This window comes from Kitasatospora sp. NPDC022856 (assembly GCF_055561235.1).
Map to the genome: position 1 here is coordinate 1 of NZ_JBVHHE010000052.1, position 25,689 is coordinate 25,689.

The window sequence follows — 25,689 nt, forward strand, 5'->3', positions numbered from 1 at the left end:
ACGCCGACCGACACCACCCAAAAGGTGGGGAACCAAGCCCAGCAGGTTTGGCCCACCGCCCAGTACCACCTGGGGAGATTCAACCAGCGCCATCACGGCCGACACCTGCGGGTCCTGGCCGTCGGCGCCGAGGCCTACTTCCTGCGCCGCCTGGACGACCGGGGCGAGGACGTCGAGCCGGTCGAGAGCGCGTGGGCGTTCGCCGGCTGCGAGGATGCGACCCGCCGGATCGGCCGGAGTGCGGACGGGGCCACCGAACCATTGCGGCGGCGCTGAGCGCACGGCTGGGCACTTGTCGGCCGCCCTCTGGCGCGCCGCCGCTCGGCACCGGCTGCGCGTCCACGGCCGGTTGAAGGTCCGCCCGCCGGCCCGCTCCGCGGCAGGGGAAGGCGCTCTGAAGCCCCAGGTGATCGGACAGCTCCGCAGCGTGGTACCTGACGTTTGACCAGCTCGAACTAATGTTCGATCGTAAGGAGTGTGCCGACCTACCCGTCCCGACGACCGCCCGCTGGCGCCCCCGGCTCCTGGTGCGACCCCCGGAGCGCGCCCTGCGGCGAGGTCGAGCAGGCGGCCGCCCTTGAGCGTCCGGCCTGGACGATCGCCCTGCTCGCGGTTGGCGGCACCCTGGTCCCCGCCCTCATCACCGCGTGGCGCCCTCTCGCCGCCGGCCGCTGGGCCGCCCATGTCCAGTGGGGGCCACCGCCGCCCGCCACCGACTGGGTCATCTACACCCCGAACACCCTGCTGCCGGCCACCGTCCAGGCCGACCCGCGGGAGGCCGCCCCGTGCTGACCTCCGTCCCCACGCCGACCAGCGACCGAAGCGACCGACTCGCGGAACTCCTCGCGGACACCAGCCCCGAGGCCCGCCGGGCCCGCGTCGACGCCGCCACCTGGCCCGCCCTGGACGCCCTCGCCCCCGTCCTGCCCGACGGTCGCCTGCCCCGCGGCGTCGTGGTCGAGGTCGTGGGCGACCGCTACCTGCTCGGGGCGTTGGCCGCCGGCGCAGCTCAGCGCCCGGAGGTCTTCGTGGCCGTCGTAGGGATGCCCGACCTCGGGCTCGCCGCGATGCGCGACCTCGGGATCCCGTTCGCCCGCCTCGCGGTCGCCGATGACCCGGGCCCCCACTGGGCAGAGGTGGTCGCCGCCTTGGCGCGTGAAGGGGCTTTCGGCGTGATCATGTTGGAGCCCACCACCCCGGTGCAGCCCCGCGACCACCAGCGTCTCGCCGCCCGCCTGGCGAGTCCGGCACCACCCTGCTCGTGACCACGCCCTGGCCCGGAGCCGCCCTCACCCTCACCAGCGACAACCCCCGCTTCGCCGGCCTCGGCGACGGCTGGGGACAGATCACCTCCCGGACCGTCGACGTGTTCTGCACCGGCCGCGGCCGCGCCGGCGTCCGCACCCGCACCCGCACCACCACCCTGCTCCTACCCGGCCTCGACGGCAGCGCACAACCCCTTAAGACCACCCGCCCGCTCAACGCCGCCACGGCCTGAACAGCAGCCGGGGCCGGGAGGTCCGGATCACCGGCCGGGCCCGCCCGCCGCCGCGGTCCCGCCGCCGCTCCACTGCAGGCCGTCCACCGGGTCGTTCAGCCACACGAACTGACGGTCCGGCCGGACCGTGGTGCCGTAGTCGCACGGTTCCGGCCGGCCCAGACTGTCCCACTGCGCCCAGGCGACCATCAGTTCGTCACCGATTCGCCGCTCGCCGCCCTGGTGCAGCACGGGCGTGCCGTCACCCACGGCGCCGAACGCCGCCCACGAGGCGGCTCCGTCGTGGACCCAGGCGTTCACCCCGTCCTCGTCCCGCCCGGTGGTGATCACCGCGTCCGGCACCGCCACCCGCAGCGCGAACGTGAGATCCCAGTCTCCCTCAAGCGCATCGAGGTCCCGCTCCACCCGACGCCCAGTTTTACGGCGACCACCGCTCCCGGATCTACCTCTACGCCGTCACCGGCCAGCCCGGCCACCACCCCCGGCCCGAACCGACGCCGTACGGCATGCTGGAGTTCGGCCCCCGCGGCGGCATCCGGTTCCGCAACCTCGCCGGCGCCGACGGCCTGGCCGACGACCTCGAACCCGAGACGTTCCTGTGAATCCAGATCCGCCAACCCGACGGCGGATCCCACGTTCACTTCCGGTGGACAGCCGGCGGCCGCGAACTCGGCGACCACATCGACCAGGCGGCGCTCACCGCCGAACTCGACAGCGCCGACAACCTCCACATCGCCAACCGGCACCTCACGGAACATGAGCACGGAGACGTCCTCATCCAGGCCCACCCGCTGCGCCCGATTCAGGCCGACGTCGCGGCTGGCGTACGGGCGCCCGAGAACGAACGGGCGAAGCTGCGCCGGAATCCAGCTCGCCGTCCAGGACAGCGGCCGACAGGACCTCGCGGGAAACCCACGGGTGCCACGCTGGTTCGGGCTCGGACCTACGCTGCTGACCCGGCCGTCTTAGCTGCCAAGTCACGCCTTGGTGGCCACCAGGGTCCGCGCCCGTTCGTTGAGGTCGCGGACCTTCGGGCTTCCGGTGTAGGGCCGGATCCCGGAGAGCATCTGACGGAAGTGGTCGTCTGCGCGGGCCGATGAGAGGGTCTCGTAGTCGTCGAGGAAGTTGTGCCAGGTCGCGGTCGCCCGTTCGACGTGGCCGACCTGTAGCTGTCGCTGTGCCATGACACCGTTGGCGTGGGCCCGGCCCTGCTTCTCCGTGGGTGGCCGGAGCCGTTGGGACTGCTGCATCGCGGTGATCGATCCCGCCACGTCTCCCAGGGCGTAGAGGACGGAGGAGACGTGGAAGTGGTAGGCCGAGAGGTCGTAGCCGCCAACATGGTCGTTGCGGCCGTCAGCTTGCGACAGAGCCTGCTCGGTCTCGCGCAGCCGGGCGAAGGCCGTACGGCTGTCGCCGACCAGAGCGGCGCCATGAGCCTGCTGGCCGGCCAGGAAAGCCCGCAGTCGCGGCCCGGCCTTCGGTGCGGCTTCGGCGGCCGCGTCAGCCAAGTTGAGCGCCTTCTGGCCGTGCTTCAGGTTCGCGGCCTGGAGTGCCATTCCACGCAGGGTTCGGCAGTATGTGACGTGGTCCTCGGCATCCCTGGCCAGCTCCAACGCGCGGTGGTAGTAGCTCTGTCCGAGACCATGTTCGATCTCGTACATTGCCATCCAGCCGATCAGATAGGTCAGATCGGAAGCCGCGGAGAGCATGTCGGCCTTCACGGCCGGGGTGGCCTGGGCGCGCAGGTAGGTGCCCACGGTGTTCGTGAGGAAGGCGGCGGCCATCGGTCGGGCGTGTCCGGCACCGAGTTCATCCAGGATCTCCGCGATGCGCGCGGTCATCTTGCGTACGGTCTCCACCTCACTCGCACCGACCCGGACCGCCGGGCCGGTCTGCGCCGAGGTGGCGCCCACGCGCTCGGTCAGGTCTGCGAATCCGGGGACCCCAAGGGCCACAGAGTAGAGACCGGCCGTCAGCACGCTGCGCCGCGATGAATCCATGTCGGCCCTCCCGAGGTTCACGAGTTTGTCCACGACGTCGCCCGAAGTCGGTTGCAGCAGATCATCGTTGAGTCGGGCGAAGCCCGCCTCAGTCGACGTTACAGTCCGCCCGAGCTTGCGGGTGAGCACTGCGCAGATGACCGGTTGCACTGGACTGGCCGGAACGGTGCCTCGTGCCCAGTGTGAAGCTGCGGAGTGGTCGTAGTGCAGGTCGAGACCGATCTCCCTGCCAGCGCGGTTCACCGCTTGGGCCAGCTGCGTTCTCGTCCATCGGGCCTCTGCGAGGAGCGCGGCCAGTGCGTTGTTCGGTGCCTTCGAACCCATCATCTGCTCCGTCTACGAGCTTTCACAGCGTTCACACTGCCGCCCAGCATGACCCGTTCCCGCCCTCTACGTCGACCAGTTGAATGAGTGTCAGCAGCAGAGGTCGCCGACCCGAACCTTCAGGTTCCTCACCTCTTCCCGTGCACGACGCCACGGAACCATGCTGCGCCCTGGTCCTCAGCACATCCGAGGTGTGACATGTCTACGGTAAGTAAGCCCGCGCGCCTGATCAGTTCGGTCGGCACACCGAGTGCCGCGAGCGCGTCGGTGGCGCTCTTCGTCGTCTCATCGGGTCCCGGCCGACCCACCCAGGAGTTCGCCCGGTGCCGGGCCGCTGCCGAGGAACATGGCTGGGTCGTGGTCCGGGAGTACACGGACCTGAGTCCCGCCGGGTTCGAGCGCCTGGATCTCGGCGAGCAATGGGCGCACACGCTGCGACTGACCGAGAGCGGGGTCCTCACCGGGATCGTGGTTCACGACCTGCTGAGCGTCGCCCCGGACAACTACGCCTACCGCGCCCTGGTCAACTGGGCCGCCGACCACAGCACCTTTGTCCTCTTCATCGACGGCGGCGAGTACGGCCGCGACCACCTGATCGGCCGCCGGCCGGTGACCACCACGGCGGTGGCGTCATGAGCGCCCACGCAGAGCGGGCCGCCGCCCGGTCCAGGGCGGCGCTCGCGCTGACCGGCTGTTCCTGGCCGACCGTGGCGGCCTCCGCCTGGCCGGCCGGACCGGACGAGGTGCCCCTGGTCGACCTCGGACACGGGCCCGCACCCCTGCTCGACAAGCTGTCCGCGTGGATCGAGCAGCACGCCGACCCGGCCCGCCCGTAGGGGCGGGCACGGTGTTCCAGGTGCAGCTCCTCGTCGTCGCCCACGCCTCCCACGCCCGCGGCCTGCGCGAGCGCGTGCTTCACCAGCTCGCCTGCTGGGGCCTCCTCCGCCTATCCCGTCGGCGGCCCGTCCGCAGCCCGGCCTGATCCGAACCTCATCGAACGACCGGAGGACCACATCGTGCACGCCGTCATCCCGCCCGCCAACGTCGCCGGGCTGCGCTGGCTCGCCGGCTTCCACCCCGACCCGCTCGCCTGCCTGGACACCTGGAACCGCGGCGACCAGGCCGAGATCCCGCTGCGTCACCTCGCGGCCTTACAGGTGAGCGCGACCCTCGGGATACGGGCGGTGCAGCGCCTGGCGCCGATCGGGCCCGTGCTGCACAGCGTCGACCGCGGCACGGTGGAGTTCCTCGTCGCGCCGACCACGATGGCCGTCGACCGGCCCGGTATGAGGCTGCTGACCGGCGGGGCACTGCCGTGCCCGCCGCCGGGCCGAGCCTTGGAGCGGCGCCGGGCCCCGCGCTGGGTGGTCGAGCCGGATGGACTCGGCCGGCTCATGGACGTCCGCGTGGTGCTCGACGCGGTGATCACGGAGTACGCCCACTTCGCGACGCTGCAGGACAACGCCGCCGCCCCCGTCGGTCGTGCCCCGTCCACCACGGCGGCGGCCTTCATCACCGCCGGCCGAAGAGCCGCCGTTTCCGCGTGAGCGGGCCCCGGCCCGAAGACAGCGCTTCCGCCCGTCACCGGGGGGCCGCGGAAGAACAGCGCGCCCCACCCCGTGGGCACGCCACGTTCACCGCGAGCGTCCGCCGCTCCGGGCTATGCGCGGCGGCGTGGCGTCAGGCCACGACGGCCGGGGCCTGGCGCGCGGGCACACCATCGGGGGCAGCCGGAAGACCAGCGAGAGGACATGGGTGGGGTGGGAGTGGACAACGGGTCGGTCGTGCCCGCAGGAGGTGGAGCCGGGTTGGTGCCGGCGGCCGCCGTGGCCGAGCTGCTACGGCTGAGCGCCGGCGAGGCACGGGCCCGTATCGCCGCGGAGCTGCGCCGCTGGGGCGCCCCGACGCTCCTCGACCCGTCGACCGACCGTCTGGCCCAGGCCTGCGCCGACCTGGCGCGCGCCGGCGTCCACCTGGGACTGGCCCGCGACGCGCTGACCTTCCTGCACGAGTGCAGGGACCGGCTCGACGCCGCCGCCGACCAGGAACTGGCCGGCGCCGACCCCGACGAGCCGCTGGAGGCGCTGCGCCGTGTCTGCGGGGCGCTGCGGGCGAGCAGGGCACTGCTGGAGGCGCAGCGGTGACGAGGAACTCCGTCGGCCCGGGCTTCGATCCTCGGGCCGGCGGGTCGTACCGGTGGTGGCACCACACCGCGCCACCGCGGGTGCGACGAGCGGCGAGCGGCACGCGCTCTGGGGAGAGTGCTGAGCGTGCTGATCGTGCCCTGTCCCGGGCCGCCGGCCCGGGACAGGGGATGCGCCCGGCCGTCGCCCCGTGGCCCTCTCCGTTCCTGGCGCCGGCGCCGCAGGCCCGTCCGGCCACGTCGACCTGGCCCAGCCTGTTCTCCGTCCCGGTGGCCGCCGCCGTCAGAGCGCCGCTTCCCGACAGCGAACGCCCCTGGCGCCGGAACGCGGCTCCCCACCCCGGCGAGATCCGCCCCTGACCTTCCGGCCAGCACGGCTCTTCTCTGCTTCCGCCTCCGAGGCCCGATCGGGCGCCTCGGGCGGCGGAGCCGGCACGGCACCACCCCTCGGTGTCCCCCGGCAAACCGGCTTCGGCCGGTGCGCGCAGCCCGATCACTTCTGGCTCGCGACGCGTGACACGACAGTGCGATCCCGCGGAATCAGGGGTCAGGAGCAGCGTTCGGGGGCCGGTTCGTGCTGGGGCCGGCTCCCGCCCAACCACCGGCAGGAGGTTCGCGATGTAGGACCACCAGGCAGTGTGCCTCACGGGGGTGGCCAAAAGCCGCCCGCGAGCGTGGTCGGATGACTACGCTCCGAACATAGGCGCTTGATCCAGAGCGACAACAGCCTTTTCTCGGACAGGAGTTGGTATGAGCCACAGCATCACGCACGGTACCACCCAGGTGAACCCGCAGGACCCGCAGGGCGCCACGTCGGACGGCTTCGACCTGGACGTCACCCTCGTGGAGGTCGCCGACGCGGCCCGCCTAGTCAACATCACCGGCGACAACTGCGGCTCCACCTGCGGCGCCTGCACCACCGGCGTCGCCTGACCGGCACCCCAGCACCACCGGTCGGTGCCGCCGTGGCGGCACCGACCGTCCCCTCCCTCACCGCGACCGTACGGAGGTCCCCGTGGCTGCTCAGACCCAGGCGTTCCGATCCGGCAGCATGGCGCTGGTACGCGCTGTCGCCCACCCCGCCCGGGACCTGCCGCCGTGGCCCGACCTGACCGACCCCGCCCCGGACGCGACGACCACAGCGGCACAGGTCGAGTGGCTGCGCGCGGTGTGGCAGCTGGAGGACCTCACCGAGGGGCTGCACCTGGCCAGCCCCGTACTCGCCGCGCAGGTACGCACCCTGGTCACTGTCGCCGCCCCGCCGGCCCGTGATGTCCGCCGCGCGGCCCTGGCCCTCGCCCGCTACCTGCTTCGAGCGACGAGCCGCGCCACGCCCTTCGGACTGTTCGCCGGCGTGACGACCGCCCACTTCAGCGCGGACGCCTCGGTCCGCTGGGGGGAGGACCACCAGGCAGCCGCAGCCGCATCCGCGCACTGGCTGGCGGGCATGATCGCCCGCCTTGAAGCCTGCCCGGAGCTGCGAGGCCGGCTCCCGGCTCTCGTCAACAGCGCACTGCAGGTCCGCGGGGACCGGCTGATCGTGCCGTACCAGTCGAATCCGGACGGTCCGCGAGCCTCAGCGATCGAGGTGTCCCTGCGCCATACCGAACCGGTTCGCGCCGCCCTGGCGATGACCCGCACTCCGGTACTTCTGGACGACCTGACCGCCAAGCTCCTCGCGGGCTTCCCGGCCGCCGGCCGCCAGCGGGTGATCGCTCTCCTCGACGAACTGATCGCCCGACGCGTGCTGATCACCGCACTGCACGCGCCGGCCACGACGACCGACGCCCTGGGACACCTCGTGTCTCAGTTGGAGGCCGCCGGCGCCGCCTCCATCGCTCCGGTCGCCGACCTCACTGCCCAGCTGCGCGACCTCCACGAGACCCTTCAGGGCAGCAGTGCGCAGCCGGCCGCGCAGGCCCGTCCGGCCCGTCAGGCCGTAGTCACGCGGATGAGCGATCTGTTTCCCACCGAGCGGCACCCGCTGGCGGTGGACCTGCGACTGGACGCCGCCATCACGCTTTCCGAAAGGGTTGCCCGCGAGGTGGAGCGCGCCGCCCTGGTCCTGGCCAAGGTCAGCGCCGCCCCCTACGGCACCACCGCCTGGAAGGCGTACCACCAGCGGTTCTACGAGCGGTTCGGGATCGGCTCGATGGTGCCGGTAACGGACGTCGTCGCCGACAGCGGGATCGGCTTCCCCGACGGCTACCCCGGCTCGCCGGCAGGCGAGCGCCGCCCAACACTCACCAGCCGCGACGAGGCCCTGGTGCGCCTCGCCCAAGGCGCGGCACTGGACGGCCGCGACGAAGTGGTCTTGGACGAAGCCATGATGGCCTCCCTCTCCCTCGGGCCGGAGCGGGTACGGCTCCCGCCCCATCTGGAGGTGGGGGTGCGCGTGCACGCCGCCAGCACGGCAGACCTGGAGCGGGGGAGGTTCAAGCTGGAGGTCGTGAGCGTCTCCCGGGGTGCCGGCGTTGGAATCGGCCGGTTCCTGCACGTACTGGATCCGGCCCACGGCGCCGCCTTCGCCGCAGAGCTGGCGGACCTGCCGAGCGCCGACGACACCACCGAGGCCGCCCAACTGTCCTTCCCGCCGCTGCGGCCGGACACCGCGCACGTCACCCGGGCCCCGCAGATCCTGCCGACCGTGATCACCCTGGAGGAGCACCGGCCGCCCGGCAACGGCGTCCTGACCCTGCGGGATTTGGCCGTGGGCTGCGACGGCCGGCGGATGTACCTGGCCGCGCCGGCGCTCGGGCACCGCGTAGAGGCGGTGGCAATGCACGCGCTGAACCCCCACACCCACACCCCGCCGCTCGCCCGCTTCCTGACCGAACTCAGCCGCGCCCAGTGCGCCGCGGTGACCCTCTTCGACTGGGGGGCAGCGCGGACCATGCCGTTCCTTCCGCGTCTGCGCTACGGCCGCACCGTCCTGTCCCCGGCACGCTGGCGCCTGGACAGTGCCGACCTGCCGGCCCGCGCCCGCCCGTGGGCCGAGTGGGACGCAGCGTTCGCCGCCTGGCGCTCCGGGCGCCGCGTGCCGCAGCAGGTCGCGCTGACCGAAGGGGACCGGCTGCTTCCCCTGGACCTGGACGAGGCTGGCCACCGGGCGCTGCTGCGCGCCCACCTCGACGCCAGCACGGAGGCGGTGCTCACCGAGGCTGCTCGAGATGCCCGCTGGTGCGAGGACCGGGCCCACGAAGTCGTCGTGCCGCTCAAGGCCGTCCGGCCGCCTCAGTGGCCGACCCTGCCCGCCCCCACACACCAGCGGGCCATCAGTCGCGACCACGGGCAGACGCCCGCCACCTCAACCGTCCTGCTCGCCAGCCTCTACGGCGACATCCGACGCCAGGACACCATCCTGGCCGAACACCTCCCGGCCCTCCTCGACCGGCTCGGCCAGCCACCGTGGTGGTTCGTGCGCTTCCGCGACCCCGACCAGCACCTGCGGCTGCGCACCGCCCTGCCCGACCCCGCCGACTTCGCCCCGGTGGCCGCCACGGTCAGCGCCTGGGCCGACGAACTGCACCACGTCGGGTTGCTGCGCGAGGTCCGCTACCCCGTCTCCTACCCGGAGTGGGGCCGCTGGGGCGCCGGCGCGGCCTGGAGCGCCGCCGAGAACGTCTTCCGAGCGGACTCGCGTGCCCTGCTCGCCCAGCTACGCCAGCCCGCGCGCCCGAACCGCCGGGCCATGGTCGCCGCGCACAGCATCGCCATTGCCGCGGCGTTCCTGGGCAGTACCGCCGCCGGCGCCGACTGGATCATCGACCACGTCCCGTCGGCGGCCCCGACCCAGATACCCCGCGCCCAGTTCGCCGAAGCGGTACTGCTCGCCGAGCCGCGCGGCGACTGGGCAGCCCTGCGCTCCGTCCCGGGCGGCGGCACCATCGTGCAGGCCTGGGCCGAGCGCGACGCGGCCCTGGCTGCCTACCGCGCGCACCTGCCCGGCCCCGACACTCACGGGATCGCCGTCGACGATGTGCTCGGCTCACTGCTCCACGTCCACTTCGTGCGCGCCGTCGCCGTCGACTTCCCCGAGGAAGCCGCCTGCCTGTACCTGGCGCGGGCCGCCGCCCTCGCCTGGAAGGCCCGCACCGTCAGGGGGAGCGCATGACCACCCACCACCCCATACAGGGCCTTGCCACCCACGTCGCCGACCGCCTCGCCCACCCCGACGCTGCTCCGGCCGCCTACCGGGCCAAGGATTGGTGGCGCCAGTCCCTCGCCCACGGCATGCCCGGCATCGCGCTGCTCCACATCGAGCTCGCCGCGGCCGGCCTGCGGCCCTGGCAGCGCGCCCACGACTGGCTCGCCGCCACCGCCCGGGCTCCCGTCACCAGCGGCCCCGACAGCCACCCCTTTCACGGGGCGCCGGCCCTCGCGCACGCCCTGGCCTGCGCCGCCGACCACCTCCCCAGCTCCTACCAGCGCTCCCTGCACGCCCTCGACCAGCAGCTTGCCGCAGACACCTACCGCAGGCTCGCCGCCGCGCACCGCCGCATCGACGCCGGGCACCCGCCCACCCTCGCCGAGTTCGACGCGATCCACGGCCTCACCGGCTACGGTGCCCGCCTACTGCACCGCGACCCCGACAGCGACGCCGGCCGGGCCGTCCTGGAGTACCTGGTGCGCCTCACCGAACCGCTCACCACCGACGGGCAGGACCTGCCCGGCTGGTGGACCACCTCCGGACCGTCCGGGCGGCCCGACGCCCGCTTCCCCGGCGGTCACGCCAACACCGGCGCAGCCCACGGCATCGCCGGCCCGCTGATGCTGCTTTCCCTCGCCGCCCGACGCACAACCACCGTCCCCGGACAGCTCGAGGCCATCCGCACGATCTGCGCCTGGCTGGACCGCTGGCGCCAGGACACCGACCGCGGACCGACCTGGCCCTACTGGATCACCCCCGACGAACTGCGCACCAACCGTGCTGGCCCGAACGCACCGCTGCGCCCCTCCTGGTGCTACGGCACCGCTGGTGTGGGCCGTGCCCAGCAACTGGCCGCCATCGCCCTCGGCGACCGCACTCACCAACACGCGGCGGAGAATGCCCTCGCCGACGCTCTTACCGACCCCGCCCAGCTCGCCGCGACCACCGACATCTCCCTGTGCCACGGCTTCGCCGGTCTCGCCCACATCGCCGCCCGCGCCGCCCACGACGCCCTCCCCGAGACCGCCCACCGCCTGCGCGCCCGCCTCCCTGCACTGCTCACCGAAGTCCAGCCGGCGGCCGCTGTCGCCCTGGTGGAGATGCCGGACGCCGGCCCGGGTCTTCTCGATGGCGGTGCCGGCGTCGCCCTGGCCACCCTCGCAGCCGGCAGCACCGATCCACCCAGCTCCGCCTGGGACACCTGCCTGCTCATCTCCTGACCGCCCGCCACCCCCGCGAGGACCCCCGGATGCACCCCGCCCCCTGGCACCAACACACCATCGAGTTCCCCGACCGCCAGAGCGCCCAGCAGGTCATCACCAACACCCTCCGCCCGGCCCTGGACGCAGCCGAAGCCCAAGGACTCCTCCACCGGTGGTGGTACATGAACAAACAGCCATGGCCGCTGCGCTACCACGCCGATATCGCCCCTGCGGCCATCACCGACCTGCTCGACCACCTCACCGTTACCGGCCAGATCGTCTCCTGGAACCACGGCATCTACGAGCCCGAGACCCTAGCCTTCGGCGGTCCCGAGGCCATGGACGCCGCCCACACCCTCTTCCACCACGACAGCCGCCACCTGCTCACCTACGCCCCTGCGTCTGCCGACCGGCACCTGGGCCGCCGCGAGAGCGCAATCCTGCTGGCCGGCGCCATGATGCGCGCCGCCGGCCTTGACTGGTACGAACAGGGCGACGTCTGGGCCAAGGTTGCCGACCTGCGCCCCGACCCGGCGCCGCTCCCGCCCGACCGGGCCGCCCAGACGGCATCGGCGATGCGCCACCTCATGAGCGCCGACGCCCGCCTGCTGTGTACCCCGGGCGGCCCGCTCGCGGAGCACACCGAGTGGGTCTTCGCCTTCGAGCAGGCCGGTCTGACGCTCGCCTACCTCGCCAGACGCGGCTGCCTCACCCGAGGCCTGCGCGCCGTCCTGGCACACCACGTCATCTTCCACGCCAACCGCGCCGGCCTCTCCCTGGAGGATCAGAGCGCCATGTCAGCACTAGCGAAAGCAGCAGTCATGGGAACCAGCAACACCACCGCGTCGCAGCCCGGGGCCAACCCCGACAGCACTAGCCTCGGCGACGTGAACAGCGACACGATCGACACCGCCGCCACCGCCGAAGACCTCCGCAACACCCTGGTTGACCTGATCATCAAGGAGGGACGCGTTCGCACCCCCCCGCATCGAGGAGACGATGCGTACCGTCCCCCGCCACCTCTTCGTCCCCAAGGCGCCCCTCGAACAGGCCTACGCCAACTGGACCGTCGACATCAAGCAGAACGACGACGGCACCTCCATCAGCTGCGCCTCCCAGCCGGGCATCGTCGGCCTCATGCTGGAGCAGCTGCAGCCCCAGCCCGGTGACAAGATCCTCGAACTCGGCGCCGGCACCGGCTACAACGCCGCCCTCCTCGCCCACCTCGTCGGCCCCGACGGCCACGTCACCACCATCGACGTCGACACCGACCTCGTGGAAGGCGCCCGCTCCCACCTCGTCGCCGCTGGCTTCGACAACGTCACCGTCCTCCAGCGCGACGGCGCACTCGGCCACCCGGACGGCGCCCCCTACGACCGCATCATCGCCACCGTCGGCGCTCACGGCATTCCGCACGCCTGGCTCAACCAACTCGCCCCCGGTGGCCTGCTCCTTGTCCCCCAACGACTGCGCGGCAGCGTCTCCCGCTCCATCGCCTACAAGCAACGCCCCGACGGCGTGTGGGCCTCCATCAGCAGCGAGATGAACACCTTCATGCCGCTGCGCCGGGGCATCGCCGACGACGAGCGCCGCATCATCCCCGTCACCTCCAGCGGCATGGTGCGCCTGCAGACCAACAGCGAGCAGCCGGTCGATACCAAGGCCCTGGCCGACGTCCTGGACCAGCCCCGCATCGAGGTGTGGTCCGGCGTCCTCTACCGGGCGATGGAGTCGCCGGAGTGGATGGAGTTGTTCCTGTCCTGCTCGCTGCCGAGCGGCCTGAACCAGATACCGTTCACGCGCGAGGCCCGCGGCGGCCCCCTCACCGATGACCCGTACCCGAGCTCCACCGCGGTGTTCGACGGCGGTGCCCTCACTTACCTTGCCCGGCGCCTGTCCGACCAGCGCACCCCCGAGGGCGGCAAGCTCTGGGAGTTCGGGGTCGTCGGCCATGGGCCCGGCAGCGACGACCTGGCCACTCGCGTCGCCGAAGCCATGCAGACCTGGGACCGCGAGTACCGCAACCGCGAGGCCCAGTTCGAGCTCCACCCGCTCGACGGCGCGCCCGTCCTCCCGGCCCCGGGCCGCTTCATCTTCGACACCCCGTTGAACCGGATCGTCGTCGACTGGCACTGACCGACGCCCGTCCGCCCAGTACCGGGTTCTGCCGCTCGCCGGTCGGCGAGCGGCAGAACCCCGCGTCCCAGTCCGCCACCGCCGTCCGGGAGGACGCATGGACCCGCACGGAGCGACAGCCCTCCGCTTCCCCCTCGTCGCCCGGGTACGCCCGCCCTGCCTGCCCCTCCACACCCGCGTCGACAAGCTCACCGAACTCGCCGACGCGGGACGCACCGATGCCTACCAGGGCCTGGCCTCGAGCGTCTTCAACCAGGCCGCCCTCCTGGCCTCCGACCTGGATCTGCCCGACCTTGCCCAGCGGTGGTGCCACCGGCACGCCAACGCCTACCTGCAGCACACCCCGCTCGTCGGCATGGACGCCATCCGCGCCCTGGAGCCGATCGTCAACCTCTCGCGGCTCCACATACGGGCCGGCCGCACCGATCAGGGCCACCAACTTCTGCTCACCCTCTACCGCACGGTCACCGCCGCCACCGCCGCCACCTTCGACGGCATCCACGTACCGGCCGACCTCACCGCCACCGACGCCGACCGCGATGAGGTACGCCAGTGGCTCTGGCGGGTCGTCATCGCCGACGGCACCCGCGCCCTCACCACCGCCGGTCGCTGGCCGCACGCCCTTGCACACCTTGAGGAGCACCGCGGCGTCGGCACCCACATGCTCGACGGCCGCCAGGTCGCCGTCATCGCCCGTGCCACCACCGGCGACCACCACGGTGCGCAGCAACTCCTCGCGGACACCGCGCCCGGCGAACCCTGGGAGAACGCTGTCACCGCCTGCCTCACCGCCCTCTGTCGCCCGGCCGGCCACCGACATACCAGCGACATGACCACCTTGCTCGACCACCTCTCCCAACTCGACTACCGGGCCGACCTAGCGGTCTTCCACACCCGCCTTCTGCTCTCGGCCGTCGACGCGGACCACGGAGGCCACTCCGGCGTCCCGACCGAGGTGTCAGCCCTGGCAGACCGCATCGCGGACACCCGCGACGGGTACGCGGCCCGCGAAATCCTCGCCCATCACGGCTGCGCCGCCCTCCTAACCGACCGGCAGACCCGGCTGCTTGGGGACACGGTGGACCTGTGCGCCCTCAGGCACCACATGATCCCCCTCAGCCTGCGCAGGCAGCTGTCTTCCGCCTTGCTCACCAGCGAAGCCGTCATCACCCGGACGCTGAGCGCACCTGCCGATCGGTGAGCATCTCGCCCGGCCACGACCTCCTACGCCCAGCACCTGAACCCAGGCCTGCCCCGCGGCGCGCGCCGCGGGGCCTGGAACGGGTTCCAGGCGCATTGCCTGCCGCAGTTCGCGCGCACCATCACGGGTGTGCGGCAGCTCGGTCATGGTCCTCACCGTCCTGCCTCCAGGGTGCGTCGGCGTGCGGAAAAGTGCGAGCAGTCGCCCCGCGCTCAGCCAGTGCCCGCGCGAAAGCTGGTGGTGAGGAGGGGCCTCATAGGACCAGCCTGGACCCATGGACGAGCCGGCAGCGGGCCGGAGTGGGCCCGTGCGGGGCCCCGGCAGCGTCGGTGAGATACGACGAAGGCCCCGCCCCGGCGGCGGGGCCTTGGTGGAATGTGGGCGCGGGTCAGACGGCCGTGGCCATGGCGATGGCGTGGCGGCCGGCCGCGTTGGCCCGCTCGATCGCTTGCTCGTACCGCTCCCTGTCCGGGCCGGAGCGGGTGAGCGTCAAGCTGATCGCGCCGGCCGCCTCAATGTCCGCGCGGTAGACCTCGACGGCCGCCGCGAACGAGTCCATGGCCGCGCTGCTGCGGCTCCTGGCCATGTCCAGCGCCAGCGTCCAGAAGCTCTTCGCCAGCGCCTTGTGGTCAGGCCCGTCGACGGAGGTCAGGAGGAAGGTGCTGGCCGCCATCATGGCCAGGGCCTCCCGTTCCCGCGCCGCCGACGCCCAGGCATCGCGGTCGAGATCCGGGCCGGGCAGCAGGTAGTGGCCCCGCGCCTTGGCCAGGTCGCGGGCGACTGCGGCGCGGCCCCCGTCGCCCCGGCCGCGCAGCAGTTCCAGCATGGTGTTGACGACCACCGCCAGGACGACGAGCAGCACGGTCATAGGCTGGATGTAGGAGGGGGCCGGCTCGTCCGGCTGCATGGCCGACATCATCCGGGGCATCCACCAGGTCAGCCCGGCGGCCGTGGCGGCGGCCAGGACCACGGTGATGAACACCCCGCGGGCACCCAGTCGCAGCTTCTTGTAGTCGAAGCCCGCGGTCCGGGGCAGGGGGGCGGACGGGTCACGGAGCACCTGGGGGTGCTGCCGTGCGAGCATGCGCACGCTATCCCGCACCTGCCTCGGCAGCTCGGGGTCCGTGATGACAGCGTCACCTCGGTTGGATCGGAAGCTCATCGTCGATCTCCGTCGTTCGTCGCCCGGCTGGCGCCCGGCTCATTATGGGGTAGCCCGCTGACGTTCCCAGGAACATGGTCCGGGTACCGGGGTTCACCGGGTACGGGTCTTCGAGGGCCGCACTTCCCGCCGGGCGGTCTCCTCCGCTCGTCTCCGCGCGGGAGCGGTGTCCGGCTTCCGGCCGGCTCGTTGGACGGGGTGTGCGCAGCCGAACTCCGGCCCGTGCCAGGGGCCTTGGTCCTCTGGCAGCGGCCAGGTGACAGAGGTCTCCGGTCCGGGCGGGCGGCTCCCGCCCGCGGTCTCCGGGACGCTCTCCGAGCAGCGTGCCGCCGTCGCCTCCTACCAGGCCGCGGTTGCTGATCTCCGAGAGGAGCTGGAGGGCGTCGACGAGGAGGTGCTCCGGGGCGAAGCGGTGGAAGGCCGGCACCGCGAGGGCGAGGGCTTCGCGCAGTCGGCGGACCGCGTGGTGAAGGAGTACCGCAGTTGGCGACGGACTGGGACACCCAGCTCCGGGAGCTCGGCGAACACCTGGCCTGGCTGTGCCCGGGCGGACTGCCTGAGCGGCTTGCCCAGTTCGGGCAGGTCGAGGCCCGCGCGCTCCAGAGGGCGGTCACCGGTGTGCTGCGGGCCGTCGCGGTGCTAGACCACGGGGAGAGCGGACCCGATGTCGACGGGCCGGGCTGGTGGACGCCCGGCGGGGGCGTGCCGCAGCCGGCGCCTGGCGGGCGGGTCCTCGACCTGTCGGACCGGGAACGGTTCGGCTGCCCCGCGCCTGGGCCGGGGTCAGCAGTGCGGCCGTCCGTCGGCGGGGCAGGCTGTGCCCGCTGCTGCCCGCTGCCCTACGGGAGCTGGCGGCCGTGTCCGGCGTGTCGCCAGCCGACCTCGGTGCTAGCAGGCATGGTGTCGCCATGGCCCGACCACGAACAGTCCTCCACCGGCGGCGGCAGGGCCGCCCCCGCCCCGCCCCCGCCCCGGCTGCGCCGCCGTCGAACGGCACCGTCGACGGGAGCGCCCCGGACGCGGTGCCGACCAAGGAGCGGCCCGCCTGCTGCAGGGTGACGCTGACCACGAGCGTGCTGGACGGCGGGACGGTTCTGGTGCTCACGCGGCACACCGGCGACTGCCCAGTGTGGACCGCGCGCTGAAGAGCGACGCCCTCCGCCATCTACCTAGCCCGATGCAGGACGTCTGCAGCGGGCACAGAAGTAGTGCTCGCCTGGGCCGACTTGTCGGGCGAGGACGACGTCAGGTGCTCGACACCACGCGCACGTTGTCGAGGTGGAGGCGCAGTGCCCCGTCAACCGGACACCGTAGGCCGACCGACAGGCGGCTGACCTGGCCGCTTACGGCAAGGACATAAGCGACCGCCACCTGGAACACCTCATGGCCGGCGGGGCACACGGGGCCAGCCGATTCGCGGAAGACCCTACTCAGCCAGGGGAGTGGAGGAGCGGACGGCGCGAGCTCCCAAGTGGAGCCGCCTGCGTAGACGTCTCCGTCCGCTATGCCGATCGGCAGGCAGCAGCCCTCGCAGAAGTACTCAGCCGCAGCCACTTCGAACTGGTCGAAATCGCACCACCGGCATACGATGGGCGTGATCACAACCCGTCCGAGCGGCTCCCCAAGGGCGGTCCGGCCCAGCAGCGAGACTAGGCCGTCGTCCTCCGTCATCGCTTCGCCCGCTGGTCCGTCGCTCCACGCACCCCCGTCTTCCATGGCAGGGATCCTCGCATGGCTCGGGATGGGCAGCTCCGCCGGCCAGACCTCCCGATACCGGCCAAGATCAAGCGGCAAGAATCTGGCGCCAGCCAAGATCATTCGGCAAACGGTCAAGATCGCTCGTCAAGGGACAGCGCGGCATTCGCCGCACGGAAAGGCCAGCACCTCCGACGAACTTACTTTGCGTCAGGAACTCCTGACGACTACTGTATAGTCAGGAGTTCCTGACGGACGGTTGACTTCGGATCGAGGGATTGCCATGGGCTGGCTGTACGGCGAGGGCGAGAACGAGGGCGAGGGCGACGGCCACGAAGGCTGGGTGATCGCCGTACTCACCGACGGCGACGCCGAGCAGGACGCCTTCGACGAGACCGGCGAGGCCTACGACCGAGGCCTGAGCTGGGCATGGTCGATCAAGTACGACGGGGCCGGCGGCCGGCGCAAGGCCCAGGGGATCCGGGCGATCTGCTCGTGCGGCTGGCGCGGACCCCGGCGCCCGGCCGACTTCGGCGACCCCGCGGCATGCTCGGACGCACTGCGGCCCGAATGGGAGCGTCACTGCGAGAGCGCCCTGGCCACCACGTTCACCGAGCGCCTGAACAAGCTCCACCGGGACATGCAGGACGTGCTCGGGGAACTGCTCGACACCGACCTGCCCCACGGCGAACCCTCACGCCCGCTCCTGGCCGCCTACGCCGCCACCATCCTGCGGGCCGAGGCCGAGCGCTACCAGCAGGCCGCCGTAGACGCGGCCCGCGAGAACCACTTCTCCTGGGACGACATCGCCCGCGCCCTCCACATGAGCAAGCAGAGCGCCCACCAGCGGTTCACCCGCAACCCCGTCCCGGTACCCGCCGACCAGCACTAGCAACCGCGGACCCCAAGACAGCGCCACGCGGGGAAGGGGTAGGCTGCCCGGGCCCTGAGAAAGCACTGGAGGCCGTCACCTGCGGGTGGCGGCCTTCGGGCTTCTCTACGCTTCTGAGCAGCGCAGAGGGCCGTCCCCCTGGGCGGGGTGACGGCCCCCCTCTGCGTGTTCGGATCGGATCGGGGCGGCCGGCGGTACGGCCGGCCGACCCGGGCGGCGGTGCCGTGTGGCTGGAGGTCGCGGACTGTCAGCTGCCTGGAGCGATCGCCGCTTGAACGGCGGTGGAGAGCGTCTGAGCGAGAGCGCCACTGACCGCCGGGGAGTTGAGGATGTCCAGGATGGCGTTTCCCCAGCGTCGGAGTCGTCCCGGGTCCGGGTTGTCCGTGGATGCCTCGTTCTCGATCCGGGTGGCGATGTCGGCGAACTCCTCGGCATCGCCCTCGGGCAGGCCCAGGACGGGGGTTGCTTGGCGGAGGGACCGAGCGAGGAGCACCAGCTCGCTGGGGTTGATGCCCTGATTGGTGGTGGCGGTCTGGGTGACCTCACGGCTATTGGCTGCGATGTTGCCGGTGTTGGTGCCGATGTGGAAGTTGGTAGTGCCACCGTTGTTTCGCCGCTGGTACGCGGCGAGGTCGGCGCCGTAGTTCTCCACGCAGTCTTCTCCTTCGGCGGTGATCTCGGCGCGCAAGGGTCCCGCCGCACCCCAGGCTCGCGCCGTTCCCGTGATCATTCCCTTGGCGACCAGGTGGTCGGCTGCCCGGTCGATCTCGGCGGCCTCAAGTCGTATGCCTTCGAAGAGGGACTGCGGGGCTTCGAGGACGTGGGCGACCACCGGCATGTGGGTGCCCTCCTGCTTTCGGTGCCACATCCAGGTCAGAAGGCCGCTGCGGGCGGCGGCGGCGCGGGCGGCGAGGTCTTCCCTCCGGCGCATTCTCTCCTCGACCCACGCAGTCCCGGCCGGCGTGAGGTTCGCGCAGGCCTCGCCGAAAGAGGAGAACCTGTCGTCCAGCGTTCCTGCTTCCTTGCAGTGTCGGAGAAGCTGGAATGCCTGCTGGAGGTCAAGTTGGTACTCGTCGGCGAACGGGGTAAGGGAGACGTCTCCGAGGGGGGTGCTTCCGCTGCGGTCGTAGACCCATTCGACGAGCTGGTCCTGCAGAGATCTGATGTCGCTGGCCACAGGTCTCCTTCTGCTGGTAGTGAGGGGGGCCCAGGACGGAGCACCACTGACAGCCCTCGGCGTTCCGGTGGTTCTGGCAGCGGTAGCAACGACACGGTGGTCAACGGCGTGCTCGGGGCTCGCCACCGACTAGGTGACCAACCACCCCTCAACGCCCGACCGCCGGTAGACGTGACGCATGATCACCACTACCAGATGGCGCCGTGGCGCTACCGTCCTGGCCACGCTCGCCGCGGTCCTTCTGCCCATCGCAGCCCCCGCCACCGCGGCGACCCTGTCCGCGGTCACCGGCACGGTGCCCGTTCACCGCGACCTTCCCGAGCCGCCGCCCGTCGTCACCGCGCGCGCCAAGCTCGACGACCTGGTCGTCGAGGCCCCGCACAGCATGGACGGCTACAGCCGGGAGAGGTTCCCGCATTGGATCAAGATCGCCGGTGAGTGCGACACCCGCGTTATCTGCAGTGCTGGTTCCGGAGACTCACGGAAAGCCAGTGGTAGGACAGCAATGTAGCTGAGGATCGCTGTCTGAGGCACGTGAGGCACAGCAGATCTGGAGAAACCTGCTGGCCAGGTGCGCGGTGACCTGTCATGGTGTCGCCGTGTCTGACGAACCGATAGAGCTGTCGCCGATGCCGGGCTCGAAGTGGTCGGCTGGATCCCTGCGGATCACGAGCAGGACTATCCGCGCGAGTGAGATCTCGGTGCGGCTGGACATTACACCTGATCACAAGTACGAGCGGGGAAGCCTCTCAAGTCCACGGAACCCACTCAGCCGTCGGCGTGAGGCCGCCGTCTGGATTCGCAAGAGTGGCCTGGACAACGACCGATGGCCAGAGGAGCACGTCGCCGAACTCCTCCGTCGTCTGGTCGGCAAGCACGACGAATTGGCGAGCCTGGCCGCCGACTGCAAGCTGGAGTTGTTCCTCGGCTTCGGCAGTGAGAGCGGCCAGGGCGGATGCGCTCTCCCCTCCGCGCTCCTTCGAGAGGCCGGAGACCTCGGCCTCGACATCGCGCTGGACCTGTACCCACAGGCACCCGACGACTACGCCACCGCCGATGATGTGGCCGGTGATCTTGACCTGCCCGACGCCGAGGCAAGATGGCACGGCCCCTTCTATCGAGTCCGCAACAACGACTTCGAGATCCGCTTCCTCCCGGATCCACACGAGGATCTCGACGATGTCTGCAGCACCGATGCCGAAGTCCTCCTCCCTGACGGATCACGGTGGGGCGCGACGATCCTGACAGTCGACGAAGTCGGCCGGCTGATGAATCGATGGGACGGCACCGGAGAGGCCCTGGGTGGCAGGTACTTCTCATGCTCCGACGGCCTAATCGTCCGTTCCCCGGGCATCGCGGGAATGGTGGATGTGATCGTCGGGCTGCTGGAGGCCGGAGAGCTCCAGCACACCCTCAAACGACTGGACTGATTGGCACCTGGTGCATGATCTCGGACATGAACGAACCGGAACTGGACCTCCTCTCACGACTGTGGGAGGAGCACATGCGCGCGAGGTTCCCGGCTCACCTTCGTGGTCAGGACATCGAGGGCCGAGACATGGTGCTGTTGGACGCGGACACCGCTGGCTGTGTCTCCTCGTCACTGTCGGGAACCCTTGATGAGAAGCGCCGCAGCATCCTCCTTTGGTGCCTTGGGGCCCTGAAAAGGTCGTTCCGTTGATCGGTGATGAGGGTGGCGCGATCGAGTACTACGAGCGCTTGCGGGAGATGGCCGCACTGGCAGTCGAGCTCGGAAATGCCAAGGCCGGGTAGCGTCCGGCAATTCGGGGTGGGCGCCCGTGCAGCCTGCCCGCTCGTTCGATTTGGGGGCAGCTTTGTGATCCACCTTCCAGATGGGCCCTGGTGGGACTGGGACGTTGTCAGCTGGAACGCCGGTCGGCTGCGGCTGGGCGCCGGCCACGACCTGTCGTACCACCACGGCCTGGAGCTGGTCTTCAGCGACCCGGTCTTCGTCATATGTCCCGCTTCATTCCACGATCCGACGTTCCGCGAGCCGACACCCGCGGAGGCCCGGATCGTGTCTCGGCAGGTTGGTGAAACACCTGAGGTGCTGGTCGCCTTCGAGGCCGATGCGGGAGGACCTGAACCTGCCTCCGGCTTGATCGCGGCCGGGCAGCTCGACATCGTCCACGGAACCGTTTTCCGGTACTGGCGCGAGAATCTGGAGGCTGGGGAACGCCTTGCCCCTTGGGTGAGTCCGCCGGAAGCATGACCCCGGACTCGTAGCCGGGCGGTGCTTCTGGCCAGCAATCTGGCCAGAAGCACCGCCAAGGATGTGGGCTCCGGCGGCTATCGAGCCGAGCTTGGAACCGCTCGAATGGATCGTGTGAGGGCTCTACGGACCGCGGTGACCTCGTCTTCCAGCTCGCCCGTGCGGCGTTCGAGCCTTCCAGCTCGCGCGGTCTCCTCGGCAACTTCGGAGATCAGGAGCGCGTTGTGGCTCTCCAGGTCCCGAACAGGGCGGCGTCGTTCAGGCAATCTGTCCGGTTTGATCACGTGATGCCGAGGGTGGCGAGCGGGCGGCAGGGGTCGCGGGCGTGGTGGCGGAGTCCGGCGGCGATGTTGTCGTGGCCGGCGTGCCGGAGGGCGCCGAGGGCGAGGTTGCGCAGGCCGGCCATGGCCCGGGGTGCGGTGCCGGTGCGCACGCGGGAGGCGTCCTCGGCGTAGGTGGTGTCGCGCACGTGGTGGATCTTGTTCCCGATGCCCCAGTGGCCACGGAGCCATGAGGCGAGCTCGGCTGGTTGCGCCTGGTGGGGGTGCAGGCTGGTGACGCCGTAGACGCGTTCGAGGGTGACCTTGCCGGTGGTGACGGTGCGGCGGCGTCGCACGACCTGCACGGCTTGGGCGGCGTGGGGGAAGTCGAGGCCGCGCGCGACGGAGCAGGTCTTGATCCGGCGGATCTCGTCGCGGCCGTGCGCGGTGGTGCGGGTTCTGTCCTGCAGCGGAACCTCCCGCCACGGCAGTTGCTTCAGCTCCTGCTGCAGGGTGGGGTGATTGCCCTTGATCACGGCGATGTAGTGGGCCTGCTTGTCCTCGACAAGGAAGCGGGCGTGCTCGGTCTGCGAGTGCAGCGCGTCGAAGGTGACCACGGTGTCGGCGAGGTCGAGCGGTGCGAGCAGGGGCCGGAAGACGGTGATTTCGTTGGTCTTCGAGTCGACCTCGCGCTGGGCGATGACCTGACCGCCCGCAGTCATGGCGGCCAGGAGGTGGACTTGGGTCCCGTCTCGGCGGCGGGCGCCGCGGACGGTCTTGCCGTCGACGGCCAGCGTGCGGAGGGGTTGCCGGCCCGGGGCCCGGCCGGACGGTGTTGGTCCGTGCTCGCGGTCGGCGAGCCAGGAACCGACCGCGGCGTCGAGGGCGTCGCCGTCGACGCGTTGCAGGAGGCGGCGCACGGTGGCCTCGGCCGGGGCGATGGGCCCGGCCGGGGCGATGGGCCCGGCCGGTTCGCGTACCGGTCCGCCGAGCGAGGCGAGCACGGCCGGCGGCGCGTCGGCAGCCCACTCCGCGATCGCCGCCAGGGACTTCGCCCCGGCGAGCACGGCACACGCGGCCAGCGCCAGGACGAAGGTCAGGGGATGACGGCGGCCGGCGGACCGACGCGGATCGGGTACGGCGGCCAGGCGGTCCAGCAGGCCGGGATGCTCGCTGAGAGTGGGCGGCGGTGCGGTGATGAGCTGGCTCAGGCCGGCCGGGATGAGCAATGATGAGCAGGTAGGCACGGTCTTCCGTTGCGGTGGTCAGGGCTTCGACACCTCATGATCACCCGAAGACCGTGCCTGCCTTCGTCCATCCCGGCCCTGCGAACACGGGTCCCACATCAGCCATCTGAACCGGCATCAACCCGGACAGATCCTCGGAACGACGTTGCCCTGGCCCCGGGGGTGGGTTTCCGTACTCCGGTTGGTCACGGAGGAACCGGAGCATCACCGATGCCCGAGCAGGTCGTTAGCCGAGTAGGCGTACAGGTCAGACGGCACCCCCGAGCGGGCGCCGCACGTCAGAAGTGGAGCCAATCATGACGTCAGAAGAAGAGGTTAAGCCGATCCTGGAGACCAGTTACTACCGCATCTCCCGTGTTGACAGCCCGGATGTCACGCAACTGCTCTCGGCGCGGAAGGCACTCTCTTCGGAAGAGTATTTCCTGGGGGTGGAGCCGATGGGTTCGGCCGATGGCCAGGGGATGGTGTGGTTTGTGGAGTCGGTGAAGGGCTCCATCGTCACGATCCGCAATAACTACAGCGGAACGTACCTGTCCTACGACGGCGACCCGGAGAAGGACAAGCCGGTCACCCTCAGCACCGAGCCCCGCCAGTGGACGCTTCGCGAGAATCCCTTCTGGCACAACATCAAAGGTGCCTGCCCCAAGGGAACCTGTGTGTCTGTCACCTACTGGCCAAACGGCGCCTTGAAGCCCGAGCTCGCCCTGGACCCGGTTCCACTGAACGAGCGCCAGGTCGGCGTTGCCCTGGAGCCCCACACCATGGGTTCAAGCCAGATGTGGGACTTCGTCCGCCTGTAGTGAAGCAGGCCGGGCGCCTGCCCGAGTTCGGTGGGGCTCATTCGTCGGTGTCTTCGTCGTCGCCCTCCTCCGCCGGGTCGCGCAGGAGCCGCAGGCCCCCGCCGGCCGGGACGGAGGGGCGGAAGCTGTAGCGGCCCAGCACGTTGAGGTTGGCGTGCCGGAGCGGGGAGAGGCGGGCGACGTCCTCGTCCAGGACGTCGTGCTCGCGCTGGCTGGCGGGCAGGGCCCGCAACTGCTCGACGGCGGCGTCCAGGTAGCGGGTAGTCCAAGCTCCGAGAACCGCGCGCCCTCCGGCACCGCCAGGAGCGCCACGAGGTCCTCGGGCAGCGCGCCGTCCGCCCCGCCGGGCGGCGTTGGCCACAGTGGGAATCGGCGCGAGCCGTAAGGAATCGGCGCGAGACGTGGGGAGACCATCAAGGTGACGGCAGGCCGCGGCCGGGAGCACAGCGTCGACTCCCCGCCCCGCGCCCTCCCACCCCGCCTCCTCCTGCCGGTGGCGTCGCGAAGCGATGCCGCCGGGCCGCCGCGCAGCAGACACCCCAGAACGCCGTCGGCGCGCAGCATCAGGTGGCCGGGATCTCGTCTCCGCTCCTGCTCTGCGCGCCGACTCTTCTACTCCTCTTCTTCGACGCTCCGGTGTCCGGACTTCGCTCAGCACCCGCCGGGGTGGCCAGGGAGAAGTAGTCGGCGCCGACGGCCGATGGACAAACAGGCGCTGAGCTGTGCGAACGCCACTTCCGGCGTGCCGCCTGACGCAACCCCGAGTTGCAACCTCAAGTAGCAAGCCCGAGTAGCAATCTGCAGAAGCAACCTCAGAGGCAACCGAGTAGCCGGTCGTTCATGTGCCTTCGCACGGTGGATGGCCAACTTCGCAGGCTTGATGGCCACACTTTTCGCGCTACCTGGCCAGCCCCGCTCAGTCCAGGAGAGGCCTGTGTCGCCCCATCAACCTGATAACACGGTGATTCACCCGCTCGGCTGACTCCCACGCGGTTCGCCTCGGACAGGGCCGGTGGGGTGACGAGGATGACCGCTATGAGTGCTGAGACGACCCGCCGCGTGGTGCTCTTCCGCCACGCCAAGGCTGAATGGTCCGATGTCGACGATCACGAGCGCCCACTCGCCGACCGTGGCCGCAAGGACGCGCCGGTCGCCGGCCGCTGGCTCGCCGGCGCCAGCATCAACCCCGACCTGGCGCTGTGCTCGACCGCGACACGCTGCCGTGACGCATGGAAGCTCGCTGCGGCCGAGCTGCCGCAGCGGCCGAAGTCGGTGTACGACGACCGTCTCTACGAGGCGTCACTCGGCGAGCTGATCGCCATCTTGAACGAAACCAGCGACGAGGTCGGCGACCTGCTGGTCGTCGGGCACAACCCCGGCCTGCACGCACTCGCCGACGCTCTCGCCGGCGAGGCGGACGGCGATCTGCTGCCGCGGCTGAACCGCAGCGGCTTCCCCACGTCCGCGATCGCCGTTGTCACCTTCACCGGCTCCTGGAAGAGCGTCGAGCACGGCGTCGGCAAGCTCGTCGCCTTCTGGACCCCACACGCCTGAGCGACGACCGACGTG

The 25,689-nt window shown here is 71.1% G+C and carries 26 protein-coding genes and 2 pseudogenes; 20 read left to right on the top strand and 8 right to left on the bottom strand.

Translation table 11 applies throughout. The features are described from left to right. From ACZ34W_RS34310 to ACZ34W_RS34325, 4 genes are all read left to right on the top strand, one after another. A partial coding sequence (locus ACZ34W_RS34310) for a hypothetical protein (protein ID WP_465609771.1) occupies positions 1-276 on the top strand: 276 nt, incomplete at its 5' end. 201 nt (positions 277-477) lie between these two features. Beyond that, the gene (locus ACZ34W_RS34315; protein ID WP_465609773.1) at positions 478-792 is read left to right on the top strand and encodes a hypothetical protein; all 315 of its coding nucleotides are present in this window, start codon (positions 478-480) and stop codon (positions 790-792) included. Then, entirely contained in the window at positions 786-1,265 is a 480-nt protein-coding gene (locus ACZ34W_RS34320) for a hypothetical protein (protein ID WP_465609775.1), read from the top strand. Before ACZ34W_RS34315 ends, ACZ34W_RS34320 begins: the two co-directional genes overlap by 7 nt. Continuing rightward, positions 1,262-1,498, top strand: a complete 237-nt coding sequence (locus ACZ34W_RS34325; protein ID WP_465609777.1) for a hypothetical protein — start codon at positions 1,262-1,264, stop codon at positions 1,496-1,498. The genes ACZ34W_RS34320 and ACZ34W_RS34325 overlap by 4 nt, the downstream gene beginning before the upstream one ends. Positions 1,499-1,525: 27 nt before the next feature. Here ACZ34W_RS34325 and ACZ34W_RS34330 read toward each other — a convergent pair whose 3' ends face one another. The 3 genes from ACZ34W_RS34330 to ACZ34W_RS34340 all read right to left on the bottom strand — a co-directional run bounded on the left by ACZ34W_RS34330 (position 1,526) and on the right by ACZ34W_RS34340 (position 3,822). Continuing rightward, positions 1,526-1,828: a hypothetical protein gene (locus ACZ34W_RS34330; RefSeq protein WP_465609779.1), complete on the bottom strand. Its 303-nt coding sequence runs from the start codon at positions 1,826-1,828 to the stop codon at positions 1,526-1,528. Next, on the bottom strand, positions 1,825-2,262 hold the full coding sequence (locus tag ACZ34W_RS34335; RefSeq protein WP_465609780.1) for a hypothetical protein: 438 nt from the start codon (positions 2,260-2,262) through the stop codon (positions 1,825-1,827). The genes ACZ34W_RS34330 and ACZ34W_RS34335 overlap by 4 nt, the downstream gene beginning before the upstream one ends. A 213-nt stretch (positions 2,263-2,475) precedes the next feature. After that, on the bottom strand, positions 2,476-3,822 hold the full coding sequence (locus ACZ34W_RS34340; protein WP_465609845.1) for a hypothetical protein: 1,347 nt from the start codon (positions 3,820-3,822) through the stop codon (positions 2,476-2,478). Between the two features lie 198 nt (positions 3,823-4,020). Here ACZ34W_RS34340 and ACZ34W_RS34345 point away from each other — a divergent pair, with 198 nt between their 5' ends. The 9 genes and pseudogenes from ACZ34W_RS34345 to ACZ34W_RS34385 all read left to right on the top strand — a co-directional run bounded on the left by ACZ34W_RS34345 (position 4,021) and on the right by ACZ34W_RS34385 (position 14,654). Further along, positions 4,021-4,458 (top strand): hypothetical protein, encoded by a 438-nt coding sequence (locus tag ACZ34W_RS34345; protein ID WP_465609782.1) that lies wholly within the window; start codon positions 4,021-4,023, stop codon positions 4,456-4,458. Next, entirely contained in the window at positions 4,455-4,658 is a 204-nt protein-coding gene (locus tag ACZ34W_RS34350; RefSeq protein ID WP_465609784.1) for a hypothetical protein, read from the top strand. Before ACZ34W_RS34345 ends, ACZ34W_RS34350 begins: the two co-directional genes overlap by 4 nt. A 180-nt stretch (positions 4,659-4,838) precedes the next feature. Then, positions 4,839-5,369, top strand: a complete 531-nt coding sequence (locus ACZ34W_RS34355; protein ID WP_465609786.1) for a hypothetical protein — start codon at positions 4,839-4,841, stop codon at positions 5,367-5,369. 264 nt (positions 5,370-5,633) lie between these two features. Next, positions 5,634-5,966, top strand: coding sequence for a hypothetical protein (locus ACZ34W_RS34360; protein WP_465609788.1), 333 nt, complete (start codon positions 5,634-5,636; stop codon positions 5,964-5,966). Positions 5,967-6,715: 749 nt separating this feature from the next. Beyond that, a complete protein-coding gene (locus ACZ34W_RS34365) occupies positions 6,716-6,898 on the top strand; it encodes an FxLD family lanthipeptide (protein WP_465609790.1) in 183 nt (60 codons plus the stop codon). A gap of 82 nt (positions 6,899-6,980) precedes the next feature. After that, positions 6,981-10,079: a lantibiotic dehydratase gene (locus ACZ34W_RS34370; protein ID WP_465609792.1), complete on the top strand. Its 3,099-nt coding sequence runs from the start codon at positions 6,981-6,983 to the stop codon at positions 10,077-10,079. Beyond that, entirely contained in the window at positions 10,076-11,335 is a 1,260-nt protein-coding gene (locus ACZ34W_RS34375; protein WP_465609794.1) for a lanthionine synthetase C family protein, read from the top strand. Before ACZ34W_RS34370 ends, ACZ34W_RS34375 begins: the two co-directional genes overlap by 4 nt. A gap of 29 nt (positions 11,336-11,364) precedes the next feature. Next, positions 11,365-13,453 (top strand): annotated as a pseudogene (gene fxlM, locus ACZ34W_RS34380) (methyltransferase, FxLD system). A 97-nt stretch (positions 13,454-13,550) separates the two neighbouring features. After that, positions 13,551-14,654, top strand: a complete 1,104-nt coding sequence (locus tag ACZ34W_RS34385; RefSeq protein WP_465609796.1) for a hypothetical protein — start codon at positions 13,551-13,553, stop codon at positions 14,652-14,654. Between the two features lie 388 nt (positions 14,655-15,042). Here ACZ34W_RS34385 and ACZ34W_RS34390 read toward each other — a convergent pair whose 3' ends face one another. After that, entirely contained in the window at positions 15,043-15,738 is a 696-nt protein-coding gene (locus tag ACZ34W_RS34390) for a hypothetical protein (protein ID WP_465609798.1), read from the bottom strand. A gap of 986 nt (positions 15,739-16,724) precedes the next feature. On the opposite strand from ACZ34W_RS34390, the gene ACZ34W_RS34395 reads away from it, so the two are divergent. After that, positions 16,725-16,961 carry a hypothetical protein gene (locus ACZ34W_RS34395; protein ID WP_465609799.1) on the top strand — a complete coding sequence of 79 codons (237 nt, stop codon included), beginning with the start codon at positions 16,725-16,727 and terminating at the stop codon, positions 16,959-16,961. 100 nt (positions 16,962-17,061) lie between these two features. Here ACZ34W_RS34395 and ACZ34W_RS34400 read toward each other — a convergent pair whose 3' ends face one another. Further along, positions 17,062-17,532, bottom strand: a complete 471-nt coding sequence (locus ACZ34W_RS34400) for a hypothetical protein (RefSeq protein WP_465609801.1) — start codon at positions 17,530-17,532, stop codon at positions 17,062-17,064. Positions 17,533-17,794: 262 nt separating this feature from the next. Between ACZ34W_RS34400 and ACZ34W_RS34405 the strand changes: the two genes are divergently transcribed. Beyond that, a complete protein-coding gene (locus tag ACZ34W_RS34405; protein WP_465609803.1) occupies positions 17,795-18,403 on the top strand; it encodes a hypothetical protein in 609 nt (202 codons plus the stop codon). A 247-nt stretch (positions 18,404-18,650) separates the two neighbouring features. Here ACZ34W_RS34405 and ACZ34W_RS34410 read toward each other — a convergent pair whose 3' ends face one another. Continuing rightward, on the bottom strand, positions 18,651-19,580 hold the full coding sequence (locus ACZ34W_RS34410; protein ID WP_465609805.1) for a hypothetical protein: 930 nt from the start codon (positions 19,578-19,580) through the stop codon (positions 18,651-18,653). Between the two features lie 178 nt (positions 19,581-19,758). On the opposite strand from ACZ34W_RS34410, the gene ACZ34W_RS34415 reads away from it, so the two are divergent. From ACZ34W_RS34415 to ACZ34W_RS34425, 3 genes are all read left to right on the top strand, one after another. Next, positions 19,759-20,091 carry a hypothetical protein gene (locus ACZ34W_RS34415; RefSeq protein WP_465609807.1) on the top strand — a complete coding sequence of 111 codons (333 nt, stop codon included), beginning with the start codon at positions 19,759-19,761 and terminating at the stop codon, positions 20,089-20,091. 88 nt (positions 20,092-20,179) lie between these two features. Then, positions 20,180-21,010, top strand: a complete 831-nt coding sequence (locus ACZ34W_RS34420; RefSeq protein WP_465609809.1) for a DUF4279 domain-containing protein — start codon at positions 20,180-20,182, stop codon at positions 21,008-21,010. A gap of 407 nt (positions 21,011-21,417) precedes the next feature. Beyond that, on the top strand, positions 21,418-21,813 hold the full coding sequence (locus tag ACZ34W_RS34425) for a hypothetical protein (RefSeq protein WP_465609811.1): 396 nt from the start codon (positions 21,418-21,420) through the stop codon (positions 21,811-21,813). 280 nt (positions 21,814-22,093) lie between these two features. Here the strand turns inward: ACZ34W_RS34425 and ACZ34W_RS34430 are convergent, their stop codons facing one another. Next, positions 22,094-23,302 carry an ISAs1 family transposase gene (locus tag ACZ34W_RS34430; protein ID WP_465609813.1) on the bottom strand — a complete coding sequence of 403 codons (1,209 nt, stop codon included), beginning with the start codon at positions 23,300-23,302 and terminating at the stop codon, positions 22,094-22,096. A 314-nt stretch (positions 23,303-23,616) separates the two neighbouring features. Here ACZ34W_RS34430 and ACZ34W_RS34435 point away from each other — a divergent pair, with 314 nt between their 5' ends. Beyond that, a complete protein-coding gene (locus tag ACZ34W_RS34435) occupies positions 23,617-24,120 on the top strand; it encodes a hypothetical protein (RefSeq protein WP_465609815.1) in 504 nt (167 codons plus the stop codon). 37 nt (positions 24,121-24,157) lie between these two features. Here ACZ34W_RS34435 and ACZ34W_RS34440 read toward each other — a convergent pair. Further along, positions 24,158-24,388: pseudogene (locus tag ACZ34W_RS34440) on the bottom strand (hypothetical protein); the annotation flags it as partial. Positions 24,389-25,155: 767 nt separating this feature from the next. Here ACZ34W_RS34440 and ACZ34W_RS34445 point away from each other — a divergent pair. Further along, complete coding sequence (locus ACZ34W_RS34445; protein ID WP_465609817.1) at positions 25,156-25,674, top strand: SixA phosphatase family protein; 519 nt, start codon at positions 25,156-25,158, stop codon at positions 25,672-25,674. The last annotated feature ends 15 nt before the right edge of the window (positions 25,675-25,689 follow it).